This window comes from Pseudoglutamicibacter albus (assembly GCF_022346425.1).
Taxonomy (GTDB): Bacteria; Actinomycetota; Actinomycetes; order Actinomycetales; family Micrococcaceae; genus Pseudoglutamicibacter; species Pseudoglutamicibacter albus.
Genome location: NZ_JAKRCW010000006.1, coordinates 110,776 through 129,383, shown reverse-complemented (window position 1 = coordinate 129,383; position 18,608 = coordinate 110,776). Strand labels below are relative to the sequence as shown.

Sequence of the window (18,608 nt, the reverse complement as noted above, 5' to 3'; positions counted from 1 at the left end):
GTGTCACCACTTACCCATGACAGTTGTCATGGGCCGCGAACACAGCAGAAGGCCGGTTCCCTCGAAACATGAGGGAACCGGCCTTCTGGCTGTGTCTATACCGGGCTTAGCCTTCGAGCTTACGCAGCGCTTCGAGCTGCTCCGGAGTCAAGTCCTCGTCGATCTTGCCACCGCTAGCCTGCCCGCCGCCAGCCTGGGACTCAACAGCCTTAGGTGCGCCCTTGCCAGCGCCATGCTTGAGGGCAGCGAGACGCGCCTCAACCTCAGTCTGTTCGCCGAGGTCCTCAAGCTGCTCAAACTGCGAATCGATCGAGGATGCGTGCAGTTCCTGCTGGCCGCGAACCTGTGCCTCCTGGCGGCGGATCTTCTCCTCAAAACGGGAGATCTCGCTGGTCGGATCCATGATGTCGATCGAGCCGAGAGCCTCGTTGACCTTGCTCTGAGCGTCAGCGGACTTCTGGCGGGCAACAAGCTGGTTGCGTTTAGTGCGCAGCTCTTCAAGCTTGTTCTTCATCTGAGCCAGGCCGTTCTTCAGCCGCTCAACCACATCCTCCTGAGCCTTGATGCCCGGCTCAGCGGCCTTCACATCGTTCTCAGCAGCCATCTGCTTCTGCAGTGCAACCTTGGCGAGGTTATCGAACTTATCAGCGTCCGCGGAATTACCCTGAGAACGGAACTCATCAGCCTTATTCGACGCAGCGAGAGCCTTCTGGCCCCACTCCTGAGCGGTCCTAACGTCAGTCTGGTGGTCCTCTTGAGCCAGGCGCAAGTTACCGATCGTGGTCGCGATAGCCGCTTCAGCTTCGCGGATGTTGTCCGTGTAGTCGCGGATCATCTGATCCAGCATCTTCTGCGGATCCTCCGCGTTGTCGATCATCGCGTTGATGTTCGCACGGACCAACTGGCCAATACGGCCAAGGATCGACTGTTTCTTTGCCATGGTTCTCCTTCAATGATGATGGCGGAAAGCTGATGAATGATCAGACGAGAAACATCCAGATTTCAGACTAGTGTGCTTCTTGATCGATGAGTAGAGGCCGCGGCGCAAAGTTCGCTAGTGGCACGAAAATCGCCAGCGTCAACGCGCATAACAACGCGCATTAATGCGCGGTTGCTAACGCCCCAGGGCTGCATCAGTACGGGCGGCGACGTCTGGAATTGCGCCGGTTGTCGTTGGGGTAACCGTAACCGAACGTGATGCGCGGGACCCCGTTGCGTGAACCGGAGAACGTCGGGTTGAAGATGTTATAGACGCTCTCAAGCGGGTCATCTTGGTCACTACGGCTGGCGGTTTCCGCCTCGGCGTTACGCGCTGCAGCCTCAGCGAGCTTGAGTGCACGGTCAGCGTGCTGAGCCGCCGTCACGGGGTCAGTAGCGCGCATATCCATCGCCTGGTTCAAGAACCGTTGTGCCTCAGAAAGCCGCGTGCGAGTGGTGGAGCCCACCTTGTTGCGGTTCGCGCGAACATAATCCTCAACAGACTCGATACGGGCAGCAGCACGGTTCGCCAGATCATCCAGGCGCGCCTGAGCGCCCGCCCGCTTCTCATCTTCCGACTGCGCTTGGCCGAGCGGATCACTCAACGCATCATGCGCGGTTGCCAGCTCATCTGTCAACGCAATCGGATCATGCGGGCCAGCATCCATTTGGCTATAGATCTTCTTGATCACCCGGTCCAAACGGTCAGCCGGGCCCTGCAACGCGGAACGGCCAGCATCCACCATCCCCCGTGCCGCATCGATATCCTTCTCAGCCTGATGAATATGCTGCGGCAACTCCTGCTGGGCGGTAGCCAGCCGTTGTTTGACAGTCTCAACACGAGTGACCAGGGCCTCGGCATCCACCTGCGCGGTTTCGGCTTGAACAATCGCAAGTGCCGCGCTCGGATGGTTCCCGGAACCCCACGCAGTACGGGCATCATTCAACGCGGCAGAAAGGTCTTCCAAACGGCCCGTTGCCCGCTCGACAACACCATCCACGCGCTCACGAGCGCTCGTGGTGTATTCCTGTTCGATACCACCCAAATTCGCTTGGCCCTGCTCGAGCCGGCCCACTAGCTGCATCAACGCGGCATTGAGCTCATCGATACGCTGCGGGGCATCATGCTCCACGTTACGGAGCTGACTGAACTCGTCAGCGCGAGCCTGCAACGTGTCAATCGCTCGCTTGGTGCGCTGCAGGATCTCCTCAAGCCACGCGTTCTGATCCTGCGGGGAATCAGGGGTGTCATCGTCAAGTAACTGCTGCCGCTCGAACGCGGCAGACAAATCAGCGCGGGCCTCATCCAACGATGCGCGGAAAGACTCGACTTTCTCCTCACCATAGGCAGCGACCGCGAAATCAACCTCCTGGCCTGCGGCACGAACCGCCTCATCGGCCGCGATCAAGGCCGCGGAGGCGTCCTTACGTTTAGCATCCAGCTGCTCAGCGGACAGAACCTGCGGCGCATCCTCCGGCACGCCACCCACCGGCAGGCCGGTAGCGCCCCAGCCTGGCGAGTTCCGCCACCTCTCACGCCGCTCCCTGCGCGCCTTCGAACCCTTCATATTGAAAACAACGGCCGTGATCACGAACCCGATAATGAAGAAAATCAACAAGCCGAACAGAGACGAGCTTGAAGCGGTACGTTCAAAACTATCCCGAATCACGGCATCCTGCGCCGCGTTGAACTGAGCTGGAACAGCGTGCGATGCGAAGGCCTGTGCCGCGGTCACGGTCGAGGAATCAAGCATGTCGATGAGAAGCGCCATATTCAAAGTTTTCCACATAACGGCCCCTCATCAAGCATTCTTCCGGTGAGCTTCAAGAAACCGCGGATTGACCGTCCAGCCGCTTTTCAGGGGATATCGCTACTCTGTTCTTAGAAGTTTTGATCATCTCTATGAGAAAGCCCGCAGATGTCTAATTCTTATCCAGCCGGCCAACAGGGCTACCCCGGCAATCAGAACCAGCCAGGCCAGCAACATACTCAGCCGCCTCCACCAAGCCCCGGCCCGCAACAGCAACAGGAGCCGGTACAGACTCAACATCCAACGCAGACTCAGCAGCCAACGCAGACTCAGCAGTCGCCGCAGACTCAGCAGTCGCCGCAGACCCAGCAGTCGCCGCAGTATTACACGCAGCAGCTGGGTCAGCAGCCACATGAGTCGCAACCGTCTGGTGGGCGTAAGAAGAAGCAACGCGGCACATCGCGGCGTCCCGGTTGGGGGATCGTTGCGGGGGCTTTGATCCTGGGTGCTGTTGCAGGCGGCGGCGCCGGCGCGGGTGTGGTTGCATTCAACCACTCTGACTCCGGACAGAACCCCGCCGCGAACAGCCCTGCCGCGCAACAGGCTTATCAGGAACAGTTCGGTGGTGACCCCAAGTCCGCGACCCCGGTTTCACTCGCGGCAGCAACCGCGATGCCATCCGTCGTCACGATCTCCGCAAGCGATGGCAAACAGTCCGGCACAGGCTCGGGTGTGTTCATCTCTGAAGACGGCTACGTACTCACCAACCAGCACGTCGCAACGCTCAGCGGTGCTTCAGATAAAGCGACCATCGAGGTCCAGACCTCGGACGGAACAACCTATCCAGCCAGATTGGTGGGCCAAGACCCGCTCTATGACCTCGCGGTTGTGAAGATCGATAACCCTGGGGATACGAAATTCACCCCGATCAAGTTCGCTGATATGAACGATGTGAACGTGGGCTCGGAAGCGGTCGCGATCGGTGCGCCGTTGGGGCTTCCGAACACGGTGTCTACCGGCATTATTTCTAACCGTGAACGCTCGATCTCGATCGCATCTTCGGCGGTCAAATCGACCCCGGAAGATGACCCCAACAATAAAGACCTGCCGGAGTTCCGGATCCCCGGGCAAGAACAGCGTCAGCAACCTTCCGGGCGTATCTCGATCAACGTGTTGCAGACTGACGCCTCGATCAACCACGGTAATTCCGGTGGGGCGCTCGTCAATGACAAGGGCGAGCTGATCGGGGTGAACGTAGCGATCTACTCGCCAAGCGCCCAATCCGGTTCTATCGGACTTGGTTTCGCCGTGCCAGGCGACATCGCCCAGCGTGTTGCCCAAGAGCTCATGAGCAACGGTAAAGCGACCCACGGCCAGCTCGGTCTGATGGCGCGTGCTCAGCCTTCAAACGCGGGCCGTTCCACGATCTTCACGGAAGGCGCGGTGGTTTCCGAGGTTGTACCTGACTCACTGGCTGCGAAAGCAGGCATCCAGAAGGATGACGTCATCACCAAGGTGAACGATAAACGCATGAATGACGCCGTTGACCTGACCGCGACCATCCGTTCCTACCCGGAGGGCGCTACCGTCAAGGTGACAGTCAAACGCAACGGCGAGGAACACACCATGGACGCCACATTGGGTGGCACTGACGCATAAATCAACGAGCGCATTCGCATCAATCAGCCAGCGTGGACGCCTACTTTCTGGCTGCGGGATGCCACGATGCGGGCGGTGGCTTATACGATGGACTACGGAAGGCATCGTATAAGCCACCGTTTTTTGTTCATCGAGAGCAGTTTGTGTTCATTGCGAGCAGGAGTGAAAACATGAGTACAGCCGAGACGAGCCCACAGCATGTGATGGTCTTGGTCAAGTACGTTCCTGATGCCCAGTTTGAGCGGCAGTTCGATTCGGAGAACCGCCTGGTTCGTGAGGAGTCGATCTTGTCTGAGCTGGATGAGAACGCCATCGAGGCGGCTGTCGCGTTGTCTGAGGCTGCTGGCGGGGACAAGGTGTGCCCGGTCACTGTTGTGACGATGGGCCCAGACGGAGCTAAAGCCGCGTTGAAGAAGGCCCTGCAGATGGGAGCAACACGCGCAGTTCATGTTCTGGATGACGAGTTGGCTGGTTCTGATGCGTTGTCGACCTCTCGTGTTTTGGAGGCCGCGATCCGGGGCGAGAACCCGGATGTTGTGGTTTTCGGCATGGAATCCACTGACGCGGAGATGGGTGTCATGCCTTCCCTGGTCGCCGCGCGTCTTGGCTGGCCGCAGCTGACGATGCTGGATTCGCTTGAGCTTGATGCGGGCCAGTTGCGTGGCCGCCGCCAGGGTATCGGCGAGGTGCTTGAGGTTGCTAGCGGCTGGCCGGTGGTGGTTTCGGTTACGGATCAGGCTAATGAGCCGCGCTACCCGAACTTCAAGTCGATGCTTGCCGCCCGGAAGAAGAAGACGGACACGGTCACGCTTGCGGATCTCGGCTTGTCTGCTGACTGGGTGGGGTCGTCTGCGGCCTCTGCTGTTGTGACTGCTGCGGAACCGGTTCCGGCACGTAAACCGGGCCGTGTGATTGTTGATGATGGTGCAGCTGGTGAGGCGCTGGCTGAGTATTTAGCTGAAAATAATCTGCTCTAACCCTCGTGCGCGGCAGGCGGGGTGTCTGCGGCCGGCAGAGTTTCTCGGTATCGGGTTTTAGACGTTTCTGGAGTTTCTTGTGACTGTTCTTGTGTATCTGGATTCTGTTGGGCCGCAGCTTTCGGCTTCCCAACAGGAAGTTCTCGGTGTTGCGGCCGGTTTAGGGCCCGTTGCTGTTGCCGTGGGTTCGGCCGTCTCAGCCGATGCGGTCGCGGCGTTGGGTGCCGCGGGCGCTCAGCGGGTGTATGCGGCTGAACAGGATCCGTCGGGCTCTGTTGCGGTGGGGCAGGCCGATGTTTTGGTCGGTGCCGTGCGTGCAAGCGAGGCCGTGACGGTGCTCAGCAGCATCGAGCCGATCGAAACCGAAGTCATGGCGCGTGCGGCCGCGCTTACGGAGTCGGCGCTCATCACTCAAGTTTCCGCCGTTGAGCCTGCAACTGAAGGCCCACTCACCGCGGCCTCGGGTCTTGCGGTGCGTAAGGATGTGCTTTCGGGGGAGTGGAGCTCTGCAGTGCGCCCCACCACGGCGACCGCTTTCCTAACGCTGGTTCCGGGCGTTCCCGCTTCCGCGCAGGCTGCCGCACAGACCGCCGAGGTGGTTACGTTGAGCACGGGCGGGCGTGAAGGCGCACAGATTATCTTCCGCACCCCGGTGGTTTACGACGGACGCCCCGACGTGTCCTCGGCCCGAGTTGTGGTTTCGGGCGGCCGCGGTACCGACGGCGATTTCGGCCCGGTCGAACAGCTCGCTGACGCCCTCGGCGGCGCGGTCGGTTCAACACGTGATGCGACCGATGAAGGCTGGATCCCACACAACACACAAGTGGGGCAGACCGGCGCCACGGTGCGGCCTGACCTGTATATCGCAGCCGGTATATCAGGTGCGGTGCACCACGTTGCGGGCATGCGCCAGTCCGGCACGATCGTCGCGGTGAACACTGACATGGACGCCCCTATTTTCGATATCGCTGATTTCGGTATCGTAGGCGATCTGAACACGGTCCTACCTCAAGCTGCTGAAGCTATCCGCGCCCGTAAACAACAGAGTTAGTAGGGCAGTCTCGTGAACGCTTCAGCGTCGGTGAATTCGATGTCAGCGGATTCGACGGCCGGGGCAGAGGGCCCCGGAGTAACGGGCACCGCGGTAGAGGGTGCCGGGGTAGCGGGCGCCGTCGCGCTTGACCCGGCCACGGGCGCCCCGGTGGGTGTATCGAAAGTTCTGGTGCTGACAGCGCACCCAGACGATGTTGACTTCGGCGCCGCTGGAACACTGGCACGGTGGGCGGCAGGCGGCATCGACATCCACCTCACCGTGGTGACCGGCGGGGGCGCCGGCGGTTTCAGCGATGAGGCCCGCGGCGATGATGTTGTATCCCGCCGTCGGGAGGAACAGCGGGAAGCGGCAGAGGTTGTGGGGATCGCTTCGGTCGAGTTCTGGGACTACCCGGACGGGGATCTGCACGTGAGTGATGAGCTGCTCAAGGACATCGTGGAGATCGGACGCCGAGTGCGCCCGGACCTGATCTTGACCCACCACCCTGAGCGGGACTACACGAGCTTCCAGAAATCACATCCTGACCACCTTGCTGTAGGGCAAGCGGTCACTCATGCAGTGTATCCGTCGCTGGAGAACCCCTACGCATACCCGGAGCTGCTGGAAGCCGGCCTCGAGCCACACAAACTGCCTCACCTGTGGTACTTCGGGCAACCGGGGCACCTAACGAACATGGCCGTGGACATCACAGAGAGCCTCGAAACCAAGATCCAAGCGCTTCTCAAGCACGCATCCCAACACCCGGATGTGGAGAAGATGCAACAGTTTGTGCGGCACCAAGCCGCACGCATCGCCCAGCAACGCGCCGCCTCGGACGATGCGAAAGCGGCGGAGTCGTTCCACGCGGTGTGCGTGAACTCCGCCGAGACGATCGCCGGTTTCTAAGCTGTCCCGATAGTCGGCCTTTAGCAGCGGCGATACTGGACCTCTGCCGTGCCGCTACACTCGCGCCGCAACTGGCCCTCTGCCGCGCCGCTAGTGGCCCTCTACTGCGCCGCTAGCGAGCACCTCCGCTATCCGCGCTACTTACCGGCGCCTTCCGGGATCTGGATGGCAACCACATCGTTGGCTGGTGGGCGCTGCTGCCCGCCTTCAGTGACGATCGTGACGTGGATTTCACGCGTCGTGTTGAGTTCGTTGCGGACGCCGACCCACTCATCGTTCGGCTGCCCACCTAGCAAGGTGGAGGGGCGTAGCGCGTTGTCTTTATCGCTTAGATACAGCTGGTATTCGCTGTTCTGCGGAGCGTGAGGGACACCCTTGACCTTGACCGCGTATGAGTTCAACTCCGCGCTAGTGACCACCTCAATCTCGCCGTCTTTCGACTTAGCGGTGTGGGTCTGGGCGTCCGGGGCGTCGAGGACCTCTTGCGCGACTTCGCCTGCGATCTTTTCAGAAGACGGCCACATGGCACGCACCGCGAAGAAACCGATCACAGCGAGCACAACCACCGTGATGACGCTGATGACCGCGATCTTGCCAGCCGAAGGCGCCTTGCGGCGGCTACGGCCGTGTTCTTGTTCCTCAAAACCGCCGAGTTCCTCAAAGTCACCGAGTACGTCAAGGTCGGCTTCATTCAGTTGGTTCATGGTTGTAAGCCTTTCCTTAAACGTTTCCAATAGTGAGATCAGCAGGTGCCGCATCCAGCGGCCGGGAACCTGGGAACCCGTGTTGCCGCCACGCCTCATAGACAGCGATGGAAGCCGAGTTCGCGAGGTTTAGAGACCTGCGGGCCGGCTGCATCGGGATCGTGAGACGTTCAGTGATGCGCGGATGGTTCTTTTCTTCTTCGGTGAGTCCGGAGGACTCTTTACCGAAGAGGAGAATATCGTCTTCGCGGTAGGTCACGGTGTCATAACGGGTGTGTCCGTCAGTAGTGAAAGCAAAAACACGTCCCGGCCCCAATTTCTGCAACGCAGTATCCAGGTCCGGATGCACCGTAACCACAGCCAGATCATGATAATCGAGGCCAGCGCGGCGCAATTTCGCGTCTTCAAAATCGAAACCCAACGGCTCCACAAGATGCAGTTCGGCGCCGGTGATGGCAGCGAGCCGGATCGCGTTACCGGTGTTGCCTGGGATTTCAGGAGTATTGAAGACGATGCGTAGCACGCCGCCAGTTTAGCTAATGTAACGGTTTGATCACGGAACGGTGTTCTTTTTGTGTGTGTCGCGTCCTGCGAACTGGAGCAACTGACCATACACAGAAAGGTTGATGCTACTGGGGTTCGGGCCACCTGCAAGATAAGCAATCCCCTCGCCGGCGGCACGCGCAATCGGTGAAGGCCCCGTGACACCTGCGGTAGCGCCCACCCGGTTCACCACCGGATGTTGAGCCGAACGCCCCGGAACGAACAACACATGCAACGCCTCAGCGCGGCTGCCGCCGATCTTGCGTTCCAACGCATGCACCGCATCGTGGTCTGGGGTATAAGCCAGGGGCTTTCCATTCGCTCGCAGTGTTGTGCCATCCCACGCGTGTTCGGCATCCACGGAAGCCTCAACATCAACCGCGAGCAGACGGTGGCCAGCGAAAATCACTGCTTCAATATCCGTCCCGTCGATGCGGACGCCCAGCACCATGCGGGCCGCAGGAACGTGTTCGTGGATGCGTTCGAAAAGATCCATGACGGCCGCGGTGCGCGCCTCGCGGTAGACGGCGCGGTCAAATAAGCTGCGACGGCGGATAGAGCCCCGCACGAGCGTGTGCGCGTCACGCTCACTCAATGCAGGGTGGGCGCCGTCGTAGGTGACGTCCTGGGAAGCAGGGCCAGATGGTGTGTAGCGGTTGTCTGTGTTGTGTGCGGCCGTGCTGTTGGCGCGTGAAGCGGCGCCGCTAGCGCCCGATGCGTGCCGGGTCTGCGCTGCACGCTGAGTAGACGGCGCGGACTTCGACCGCGCAGAAGGACTCGCTGGCGGCTGTGCGGTCGCGGCTCTAGCGGCCGCGGTATCGGCTTGTGCCGCAGCGGCAGTGTCGGTCAGGACCGTGTAGGCGGTGGTGATCGCCTGATAAGTTTCGGGATCGCCGCCGAGATCCGGGTGATGGGTACGTGAAAGCGCACGGAACGCTTTACGGATGGCTTGGCTGTCAGCGTTAGGGGGTAGACCGAGAGTTTCAAAAGCTTGACGGCGGCTGGCGGACATAGTCAATATTCTGCCTTACCTCACTCATCGGGTGCGGAACACGGTGAGCGCTGGGGAGCGAGGGTGGACGAACCAGGCTGGAGTGAGCCAGGCTGGAGTGAGCCAGCAGTGCCAGCCAGGGGAGCGGGGCTAGGCTGGGAGGGTGAGGAATCAGCCGATCCATTACTTCGACCACGCCGCAACCACCCCGCTGTCTGAGCCGGCACGTGCCGCGCTCATCGAGCATATGGGGGTTATCGGCAACGCGGGGTCGCTCCACACCGCGGGCCGCACTGCTCGCCGTATCCACGATGCCGCGCGCATCGAGCTCGCGCACGCCGCCGGGGTTGATCCCGCTGAAATCGTGTTCACTTCAGGCGGCACCGAGGCCGATAACATCGCGATCAAGGGCCTCTACGCCAAACGCAACGCAGTGCCCGGTTCCAAGCCGGAGCCAGCTGTGGGCAAGCCGGCCCGGCCGCGCATCATCTATACCGGGATTGAGCATCCTGCCGTGCTTGATGTGATCGAATACCTCGCCCAACACCACGGCGCCGAACCCGTGCTGGTTCTGGTCACCGAGGATGCCGTGGTGGATCTCGATGCGTGGCGTGCCGCGCTAGCATACGCGCCGGAACGCACCGCTCTGGCGACCCTGATGTGGGCGAATAACGAGGTCGGCACCATCCAGCCAGTCGAAGAAGCCGCAGCCATCGCTGCCGAGCACGGTGTGCCCTTCCACACGGATGCGGTGCAGGCTTTCGGACACACCCCTACACAGCTGAACAATCCTGCTATCACCACCGCGGCCATCACCGCTCACAAACTCGGCGGGCCAGTGGGGATCGGGGCGCTCATTGTGCGCCGCACCGCCCAGCTCACACCGCACATCCACGGAGGCGGACAAGAACGTGGCCTACGCTCCGGAACTGCCGACGTCGCCTCCGCGTCAGCCTTCGCCGCTGCCGCGACCGCCGCGCAAGCAAGCCTCGACCAAGAGATTGAACGGCTGGAGTGCCTGCGGGAAAAACTGGTCCACGCGATCACCACAACCATCCCCAACGCGACCGTATCCGGCGTCCAGGCAGCCGCTAACCGGGCATCACGTGGCGGGAACTCAGCGCAGCAGTTGCCCGGCATCGTGCATCTGAGCGTCCCTGGCGCCCAGGGGGACTCGGTCCTGTTCCTCCTAGACAGCCTCGGGTTCGCGACCTCGACCGGCTCCGCATGCACCGCCGGGATGGCGCAGCCCTCCCACGTCCTGTTAGCGATGGGCCGTAGCAAACAAGACGCAACCGATGTGCAACGCTTCAGCATGGGCCCACTCACCACCGAAGAATCAGTGCAGGCGCTCATCGACGCCCTCCCCGGGGTCATCGCGCAAGCCAGAGGCGCCGGTTAGCCCGCGCATGCATTGCTGGCACCGCCCGCAAACGCCACTAGCGCCTATAAAGATCACGGCGTCACCGGTGGTGCATGAAACAATAGAGAATTGCCCTTGCGCACAGCCTTGAGCAGAATTGACCGGCCACAGTTTTGAGGGGGATTTCATGAAGGTTCTGGCCGCAATGTCTGGCGGCGTGGACTCTGCCGTAGCGGCGGCGCGCGCCGTTGAAGCCGGCCACGACGTCGTGGGTGTCCACCTCGCCCTTTCACGCATGCCCGGAACCCTCCGCACCGGATCGCGTGGATGCTGCACCATCGAAGACTCCAATGACGCGTTCCGTGCATGCGAAACCCTCGGCATCCCGTTCTATGTGTGGGACTTCTCCGAACGTTTCAAAGCCGATGTGGTGGATGACTTCATCGACGAATACGCCGCCGGCCGCACCCCGAACCCGTGCCTGCGCTGCAACGAGAAAATCAAGTTCGAAGCCCTGCTTGATAAAGCGATCGCGCTAGGGTTCGATGCGGTCGTGACCGGCCATTATGCCCGCGTGGATCAGGACGGTGACGGCCGCCCAACCCTGCACCGAGCCGCCGATATGGCCAAGGACCAGTCCTATGTTCTGGGTGTTCTGCGGGAGGACCAACTCGCGCACTGCTGGTTCCCGCTGGCACACGCACCCACCAAGGCGGAGGTCCGCGCAGAAGCTGAACGCCGCGGCCTCGGCGTGGCAGAGAAACCCGATTCGCACGATATCTGCTTCATCCCAGACGGCGACACCCGCGGCTGGCTCGCCGAACAGATCGAGATGCAGCCAGGCAAAATCATCGACCAAGAAGGCACCCAAGTAGGCGAACACGAAGGGGCCCAAGCCTTCACCGTAGGGCAGCGCCGCGGGCTCGCTATCGGACATCCAGCACCTGACGGTAAGCCGCGCTTTGTGCTCTCGATCCGGCCGAAAACCAACGAAGTCGTTGTCGGTCCCAAAGAGGCGCTCGCCGTGGATCGGCTCAGTGGCATTCGCGTCTCATTCGCGGGTGCGGAACCTGCCGAGGCCGCCAGCGGCGCATGGATGGACGTCACCGTCCAGGTTCGCGCCCACGGAAAACCTGTACCGGGCCGCGCCCGCTGGGTCGCCGACGACGAACAGGGCCGCCGCGTAGAAGCCGAGCTGGAAGAAACACTCAACGGGGTAGCACCAGGCCAGTCGATGGTCCTCTACACCGGGGACCGTGTGATTGGGCAAGCAACAATTGCCTCAGCCCATTCATCAACGTGGAATCCGGCCGCACTCACTGCGTAGGGTGAGGTTATGAGCGATCAACACGAAGGCATCGTGACCAACGAATGGGACCCGGCGGCATCCTCCCTACCTGACACTGTTGACCCTGCCGTGATGCAGGAACTGTTGCGGATCCGCGGCAGCATCGACAACATTGACGCGACGCTGGTATATCTGCTCGCAGAACGGTTCAAATGCACCCAGCGAGTAGGCCACCTCAAAGCCGAACACCAACTCCCGCCCAGCGACCCCGGGCGTGAAGCCGCCCAGATCGCCCGGCTACACTCGCTAGCCAAAGACGCGCAGCTAGACCCGGAATTCGCCGAAAAATTCCTGAACTTCATCATCGCTGAAGTGATCCGCCATCACGAAGCGATCTCCGAACAACGCAACTGAGCCGGCAGGCTTGATTGTGACCATGACTTCTTCTACTTCGACGGCTCCCGAGCGTTCAGCGGACACCGAGCAGGGCATTGCGTGGCAGGGTGTTGTGTGCGCGCCGCAGGTTCGTACCCAGGCGCGCGCCCAGGCACGCACACCGAGCCGGGTACAAACTCACACCTCGTTACGTGCAACACCACTGCGGGCAACACAGCTACTCAACGAGGTGTTCGGCGGACTCGAATCCGGCCCACACGTTCTGCCTCTTCCGGAGTCCCCGGCAGACACCGCGTGGGAGCGCACCATCACGCATCTGTCCGGGTTGCCGGTGGACCTCACAGCGCACGGATGGCGGCTGACCGGAACCCGCGCTAAAGCTGGGATCGCGATGCGCCGGGCGAGTAACGGCTTGCGTGAGCTCATCCAGCTCACCGCGGATGACGCCCAAGACGCTCCGCTCGGGCAACGCAGTGTCACCGTGATGGGGCCAGCCACAGTGATGCACCGGCTGGCTTTACCGAACGGCGAACCCATAGCTTCCGACCACGCTGCCCGCACCGACATCGCGCAAGCCTGGTGCGAAGGCATCACGGAGCTAGTGCCGCAACTCGCTTCACTGCCCGGCGCCACGCCGGTGGTGCGGATCATCGACCCCGATGCGCACCACGCATTCGCAGGCTCGTGGCGTTCCAGCTCCCGCTACCGCAGGCTTCCGCACCTGGACCAGCAATGGTGGGAATCCCTCATGGCCGATGCGGCAGCGGCACTAACTGCAGCGCGGACCACCGGCAGCGAAACGCAAACCCTAGCTCGCGAGAACACGGTGACCGTGTGGCTTCCTGAGGCTGCGCGAGGGCGCGCGCAAACCATTGCGAAGGCTGTGGAGAAAAACAACGGCGGCGTCTCGGTCGGGTTCGAAACCGTTTCATGGCCGGAGGATGCCCACGCGGCGGAAAACCTACTGGAAACCATCGAAGCGCTCGCCGATGGGGAACACACCGGTAGCCGCGTGCTTGCGCCGCTACCCGAGAGTGCCGTGAATGAACCGCTAGCCGATGGAAAGGCCCGAACCCTCGCCCGCACTGGGCAATCCTGCCTCACCCGCACTGCAGACGAGCTGTTGGAGCCGCTGCGGCAAGCCGGGCTGGAACCCCGCCACCTGCTTGGCATAACCCTGCAAGCCAGCTACGGTTTCCGTTCCGCGGCGCCCGCATCGGCGGCAACCACGCCCGGTGCCGCCCAAGGAAATCCGGCGCCCGAGCTCACCGACTTGCAGCTTGGCCGCGGGCTCACCAGGTTGAACGATCTAGCGCAAAAATTTAGCGACATCGCGAATGGTTGACCCAACCGAGTTTCTATGTGCTGATCACATAGGATAAGAGATACATAGGCCACGGTTCGGTGGATTCGATGCGTCAGATGTGAGGGAATGCGGGAAATGAAGGGACACGTCCTCGTCGTTGATGATGATGAAGCATTGGCGGAAATGATCGGCATCGTTTTGAAGAACGATGAACATGAGCCGGTTTTCTGCCATCACGGCATGCAAGCTGTCGAGATGTTCCGCCGCAGCGAACCTGACCTTGTGCTGCTGGATCTGATGCTTCCCGGGAAAGACGGCATCCAGATTTGCCGTGAAATCCGTGAAGAATCCGACGTCCCCATCATCATGCTCACCGCCAAATCAGACACGCAAGACGTGGTGCGCGGGCTCGAGGCGGGCGCTGATGACTACATCCCTAAGCCCTTCAAGCCGGCGGAGCTGCTCGCGCGCGTCCGTGCACGCTTGCGTGGCGGCGGGCAACGCCACGACGGTAGCAAACTCACGGTCAAAGACATCACGATCGACGTGGCGCGCCACACGGTTTTCCGTGGGGACGAGCAACTGCAGCTGACCCCACTGGAGTTTGATCTCTTGACCACCATGGCCCGCAAGCCGGGCGAGGTTTTCACGCGCGAAGACCTGCTCAATGAGGTGTGGGGTTACCGCGAAAGTGCAGACACGCGGCTTGTGAACGTGCACGTTCAGCGTCTGCGTTCCAAGGTTGAGCGTGACCCGGAAAACCCAGAGATCGTTCTGACCGTCCGAGGGGTAGGTTATAAGACTGGCCAGAACTAAACCGAGGGGTAGACGAGCAGCCCTACCCAACCGTTATTTGGTGCGCAGGCGCCGCCGAAGCACGGTGGTGCCCGATCCGAGCGCGCACTCCAAATGGGATCCACGCAGATGGTTTGGCCTCGGTTTGCGGTTGTGGCGGCGTTCCGTCCAGTTCCGAACCGTGGGAATCACCGTGGTCCTGGTGGGTCTTGCCGAGATTCTTGTGGGCGGGTTCTTGAGCGCCCAGATCTCCAAGGGCCTGTTCGAAGAACGTCTTGAGCAGGTTTCCGCTGAAGCGACCCGTGGGCTCGCACAAGCGGACTCCGCGTTCTCTTCCGCATCGACCACCAACGCCAACGCCGCATCCACCCTCGTGATGGACACTCTGCGCGGCATGCAAGGCGACGGTGTCGCGGTGCGCCGCGACGTCGTGTTCCGGCTCCTGCCAGGTGCTTCCGCCTACTGGGTTCCGGGCCAAGACACCTCATCAGTTGCATCGGCGGCTATCACCGATGAGCTACAGAACCAGGTCTCCAGCGGCTCCGACATCTACTGGCAATCGGTCGAGCTGACCGGGGAAAAAGGCGAGATCAAACCCGGGGTTGCGTTCGGTAAACGCGTCACCGTCCCGCCGGGCCGTGACTACGCGCTATTCCTCGTCTATGACTTCTCGCAAGTAGCTGACACCCTCGTGTTGGTTCAACGCGTGTTGCTCGGTGGCGGGGCGGTTCTGTTGGTCATCATCACCGGTATTTCTTGGTATGTGGCCCGCCGTTCGCTACAGCCTGTCGCGGAAGCCGCTCAAACCGCAGAGAAGGTCGCGGCCGGTAGGCTCGATGAACGCATGGAAGTACAAGGTCAAGACGAGCTTGCGCGTTTGTCTACGTCCTTCAACCGGATGGCGGATTCACTCGCCGAACAGATCGTGCAGCTTGAAGCGCTCTCACAGATGCAGCAACGCTTCGTATCTGACGTGTCTCACGAGTTGCGCACACCACTGACCACGGTGCGTATGGCCGCTGAGGTCCTCTACCTCAGCCGCGACGAATTCAGCACCGTCAACGCCCGCTCAACCGAACTGCTCTATGACCAGGTTGAACGCTTCCAGGGCCTGCTGAATGACCTGCTCGAAATCTCCCGCTTCGACGCCGGCGCCGCGCAACTAGCGGAGACGAAAACCGATGTCGAAGCAGTCGTTTCCCGCGCGATGGCCACAGCCCAACCGTGGGCAGACAAAGCTGGCTCGCCCGTCAAAGTCACCATCGTGGGTGCTGATAAAAACAAGCGTGGGGTCTATGCGTCAATGGATCCACGCCGCATCGAACGCATCATCCGTAACCTGATCCTCAACGCGGTCGAACACGGCGAAGGTAACCCGATCGAGGTGCTGATCGCTGAGAACTCCGATGCGGTTGCAGTCGCCGTACGAGATCACGGCATTGGCTTGAGCGAAGAAGATGCGGTGCGGGTCTTCGAACGGTTCTGGCGTAAAGACCCAGCCCGTGCACGCACGACCGGCGGCTCGGGACTTGGCCTATCCATTGCGCGGGCGGACGCACGCTTGCATGGCGGTGCGCTCGAGGCATGGGGTAAACCTGGCGTCGGCTCGACCTTCCGCCTGACACTGCCTAAAACCCTCGGCGAGAAAATCACCGTCTCCCCGCTGCCGCTGGGACCCTACGGTAAGAGGATTGGCGCTATCGAAGCCGCAGTCAACACCGACACCAACCCGATCCAACTGCCCGCTGCGGAGGAGAAAGCAGCGGAGGCGAAAGCGACGGAACAGAAGACGACCGCGCAGAACACAGCGACACAGAACACGCCAACTCAGAACACAGCAGCCCAGCACACAGCAGCATCGACGAAGCCGGCATCGCCTGAGGGGAGTGACGCGCCATGACCTCGCTGATTTCACCCAGCCACAACGCAAGCTGCAACACAGGCTCGCGTGGCTGGCGCATCGTGCTGATGTCCGTGCTGAGCGTTGTGCTCGCTACCGTCCTGGCTGGGTGCGGGAGCATCCCCACCGCGGGGCCTGTCGGAACGTTGGAGCCAAGCGAACGCAGTGGCGGGGAACAAAGCTATACCTTCGATGTGCCTGGCCCGTCCCCGGGGGATTCACCAGAAACCATCGTGAGGGGTTTCCTCGCCGCGGGTGTCTCTTCACAGGATGACTGGGCGGTGGCCCGCAGCTTCCTGACTGCAGAGAAGGCGCCTGAATGGAACCCGACCCATGAAGTCATCGTCACTGACTCAACACCTGAGGTGAAGCGTTCCGGGGAGGGCGCAAGCGCTCTGGAAGCGAACCCTCGCGTGCTGCGCACGATCGACGCCTACGGTGTGAAAACCGATGCTGAGAACCCTAAACCACGCAACCTCAAATTTGAGGTTTTGAAAGAAAACGGGGAATGGCGCATCTCGAAGGTGCCCGATAGCGTAGTGGTTGAATCGCAGCTGTTCCAACGCGCCTACGAACCTGTAGAGCTCGCGTTCTATAACCCGCAGTTCACGGCCGTGGTGCCGGATGTTCGGTGGTTCGCGCGCCGTCAAGGTATGGCTACCGCTGTCGTGACCGCGCTACTGCATGGCCCTGCGCCCTATCTTGAGGGTTCGGTCTCGAGCGCGTTCCCGCGCGATGCGAAACTTGCCCGGCAGGCTGTGCCCGTGCAGGACGGCATGGCTCAGGTTGATGTTCCGGAGGGTGTTGTTGCTGGCGCTGATGACCGGCAACGTAGCCTCATGATGCGGCAACTGGACCTGAGTTTGAACGAATTGTCCTCGGTCAATCAGGTCTCAATGTCGGTGGATCAGCAAGAGTTGAAGGTTTCCGCTGATGCTGAACGCAATCCACCTGTTGTCGAAGCCGAGGTATCGGATAAGCTCGTGGGGCTTCAGAACGACCTTTTGGTGCGTGTGCGTGATTCCAACAGCACACTCATTGAGACGGATTCGACTTTAGGCCCGGGGCTGTCGTCTCCGACGATGCAGCCAGAAGATGACACCAAATACGCGGTCTTAGCGGCCCAACAGACCCGGCTTTTGGCCGTGGACGGTGAGAAAAGAACGTACAAGGAGCTCGCCAGCGGCCCGGTCATGACCGCGCCGTCGATGGATAGCTTCGGGTGGGTGTGGACATCGGACCCTGAGGGCGTGGTGGCCTACGATTCCTCGAACGGGAAAACGGTCCGCATGAAGCTGGACATGAAACCTAACACCTCTGTGACCTCGGTGCGGGTTTCTCCGGACGGAGCACGGCTTGCGTTTACGCTCACGGACGCTGATGGCGAACGCTTGCAGGTATCCGGTATTCAACGCACCAAGACTGACCGTCCGGTAGCTTTAGCGAGCCCGCTGAGGTTAAAGACCACCGTGAACCCGACACGCGTGCAGTGGATCGGGGCGGCCGACCTGGTTGTGTATAAACCCGATTCCACGGCCCGGGTGGATGTTGAGCAGATCGGCCTCAACGACGAAACGAGCATGTGGCGGCAACCGTTGCTGGGGCTAACGCACCTGACGGTGGGTGTGGGCCCCGAGGATGTGTATGCAGAGAACGCTGACGGCCTCTATCAGCGCACCTCTAACGGATGGCGGCAGGTTCGCAGAGACGGAAGCCAGCTTTCCTACGCAGGCTAAGTAGTTGCTGCGTTTGCCTATTCACAGGTCTGGTTTCCCGGTGTTCTGTCCACATCTTTTCCTTCTCGCGGTTGAGTGCGGCGTGCGGTGCGCGATGCTGAGTACATGGCGGCACCAAGCAGGCGCTTAGACGGAACCGGTGGAACCGACAAGCGCGGAACAACCGGCAGGCGGCGACTCAACAACAGCCCTGGCGGTCGTGTAGCGCGGTGGCGGGAGGCCGCTGATGCCGTATGGTTTGGGCCTGCCGGAACCACGATGCGCCAGGCAGTGAGTGAGGCA

16 protein-coding genes are annotated in these 18,608 nt (G+C 61.3%); 11 read left to right on the top strand and 5 right to left on the bottom strand.

Translation table 11 applies throughout. The features are described from left to right. Positions 1-106: 106 nt before the first annotated feature. Positions 107-940 (bottom strand): PspA/IM30 family protein, encoded by an 834-nt coding sequence (locus MHJ63_RS05450; protein WP_239446446.1) that lies wholly within the window; start codon positions 938-940, stop codon positions 107-109. A 193-nt stretch (positions 941-1,133) separates the two neighbouring features. Further along, a complete protein-coding gene (locus MHJ63_RS05445; protein ID WP_239446445.1) occupies positions 1,134-2,768 on the bottom strand; it encodes a coiled-coil domain-containing protein in 1,635 nt (544 codons plus the stop codon). A 129-nt stretch (positions 2,769-2,897) separates the two neighbouring features. Here MHJ63_RS05445 and MHJ63_RS05440 point away from each other — a divergent pair, with 129 nt between their 5' ends. The 4 genes from MHJ63_RS05440 to MHJ63_RS05425 all read left to right on the top strand — a co-directional run bounded on the left by MHJ63_RS05440 (position 2,898) and on the right by MHJ63_RS05425 (position 7,304). Next, positions 2,898-4,388, top strand: a complete 1,491-nt coding sequence (locus MHJ63_RS05440; protein ID WP_239446444.1) for a S1C family serine protease — start codon at positions 2,898-2,900, stop codon at positions 4,386-4,388. A gap of 170 nt (positions 4,389-4,558) precedes the next feature. Next, positions 4,559-5,365 (top strand): electron transfer flavoprotein subunit beta/FixA family protein, encoded by an 807-nt coding sequence (locus MHJ63_RS05435; protein WP_035754432.1) that lies wholly within the window; start codon positions 4,559-4,561, stop codon positions 5,363-5,365. A gap of 79 nt (positions 5,366-5,444) precedes the next feature. Beyond that, complete coding sequence (locus MHJ63_RS05430; protein WP_239446443.1) at positions 5,445-6,416, top strand: electron transfer flavoprotein subunit alpha/FixB family protein; 972 nt, start codon at positions 5,445-5,447, stop codon at positions 6,414-6,416. Positions 6,417-6,428: 12 nt separating this feature from the next. After that, positions 6,429-7,304 (top strand): PIG-L deacetylase family protein, encoded by an 876-nt coding sequence (locus tag MHJ63_RS05425; RefSeq protein ID WP_239446442.1) that lies wholly within the window; start codon positions 6,429-6,431, stop codon positions 7,302-7,304. 137 nt (positions 7,305-7,441) lie between these two features. Here MHJ63_RS05425 and MHJ63_RS05420 read toward each other — a convergent pair whose 3' ends face one another. The 3 genes from MHJ63_RS05420 to MHJ63_RS05410 are packed head-to-tail and all read right to left on the bottom strand — an operon-like array spanning position 7,442 to position 9,563. Continuing rightward, positions 7,442-8,008 carry an anti-sigma factor domain-containing protein gene (locus tag MHJ63_RS05420; protein WP_239446441.1) on the bottom strand — a complete coding sequence of 189 codons (567 nt, stop codon included), beginning with the start codon at positions 8,006-8,008 and terminating at the stop codon, positions 7,442-7,444. 16 nt (positions 8,009-8,024) lie between these two features. Further along, positions 8,025-8,531 carry a tRNA (cytidine(34)-2'-O)-methyltransferase gene (locus MHJ63_RS05415; protein ID WP_052048208.1) on the bottom strand — a complete coding sequence of 169 codons (507 nt, stop codon included), beginning with the start codon at positions 8,529-8,531 and terminating at the stop codon, positions 8,025-8,027. A gap of 30 nt (positions 8,532-8,561) precedes the next feature. Then, positions 8,562-9,563, bottom strand: coding sequence for a DnaJ domain-containing protein (locus tag MHJ63_RS05410; RefSeq protein WP_239446440.1), 1,002 nt, complete (start codon positions 9,561-9,563; stop codon positions 8,562-8,564). A 142-nt stretch (positions 9,564-9,705) separates the two neighbouring features. On the opposite strand from MHJ63_RS05410, the gene MHJ63_RS05405 reads away from it, so the two are divergent. The 7 genes from MHJ63_RS05405 to MHJ63_RS05375 all read left to right on the top strand — a co-directional run bounded on the left by MHJ63_RS05405 (position 9,706) and on the right by MHJ63_RS05375 (position 18,326). Continuing rightward, positions 9,706-10,944 carry a cysteine desulfurase family protein gene (locus MHJ63_RS05405; protein ID WP_239446439.1) on the top strand — a complete coding sequence of 413 codons (1,239 nt, stop codon included), beginning with the start codon at positions 9,706-9,708 and terminating at the stop codon, positions 10,942-10,944. Positions 10,945-11,092: 148 nt separating this feature from the next. After that, positions 11,093-12,232 (top strand): tRNA 2-thiouridine(34) synthase MnmA, encoded by a 1,140-nt coding sequence (gene mnmA / locus MHJ63_RS05400; RefSeq protein ID WP_239446438.1) that lies wholly within the window; start codon positions 11,093-11,095, stop codon positions 12,230-12,232. A gap of 9 nt (positions 12,233-12,241) precedes the next feature. Continuing rightward, positions 12,242-12,607, top strand: coding sequence for a chorismate mutase (locus MHJ63_RS05395; protein ID WP_052048209.1), 366 nt, complete (start codon positions 12,242-12,244; stop codon positions 12,605-12,607). Positions 12,608-12,629: 22 nt separating this feature from the next. After that, positions 12,630-13,934, top strand: a complete 1,305-nt coding sequence (locus MHJ63_RS05390) for a hypothetical protein (protein WP_239446437.1) — start codon at positions 12,630-12,632, stop codon at positions 13,932-13,934. Positions 13,935-14,030: 96 nt separating this feature from the next. Further along, complete coding sequence (gene mtrA / locus MHJ63_RS05385; RefSeq protein WP_035754442.1) at positions 14,031-14,711, top strand: MtrAB system response regulator MtrA; 681 nt, start codon at positions 14,031-14,033, stop codon at positions 14,709-14,711. 67 nt (positions 14,712-14,778) lie between these two features. Then, positions 14,779-16,590, top strand: a complete 1,812-nt coding sequence (mtrB, locus tag MHJ63_RS05380; protein ID WP_239446436.1) for an MtrAB system histidine kinase MtrB — start codon at positions 14,779-14,781, stop codon at positions 16,588-16,590. Next, positions 16,587-18,326, top strand: coding sequence for an LpqB family beta-propeller domain-containing protein (locus MHJ63_RS05375; protein WP_239446435.1), 1,740 nt, complete (start codon positions 16,587-16,589; stop codon positions 18,324-18,326). The genes mtrB and MHJ63_RS05375 overlap by 4 nt, the downstream gene beginning before the upstream one ends. The last annotated feature ends 282 nt before the right edge of the window (positions 18,327-18,608 follow it).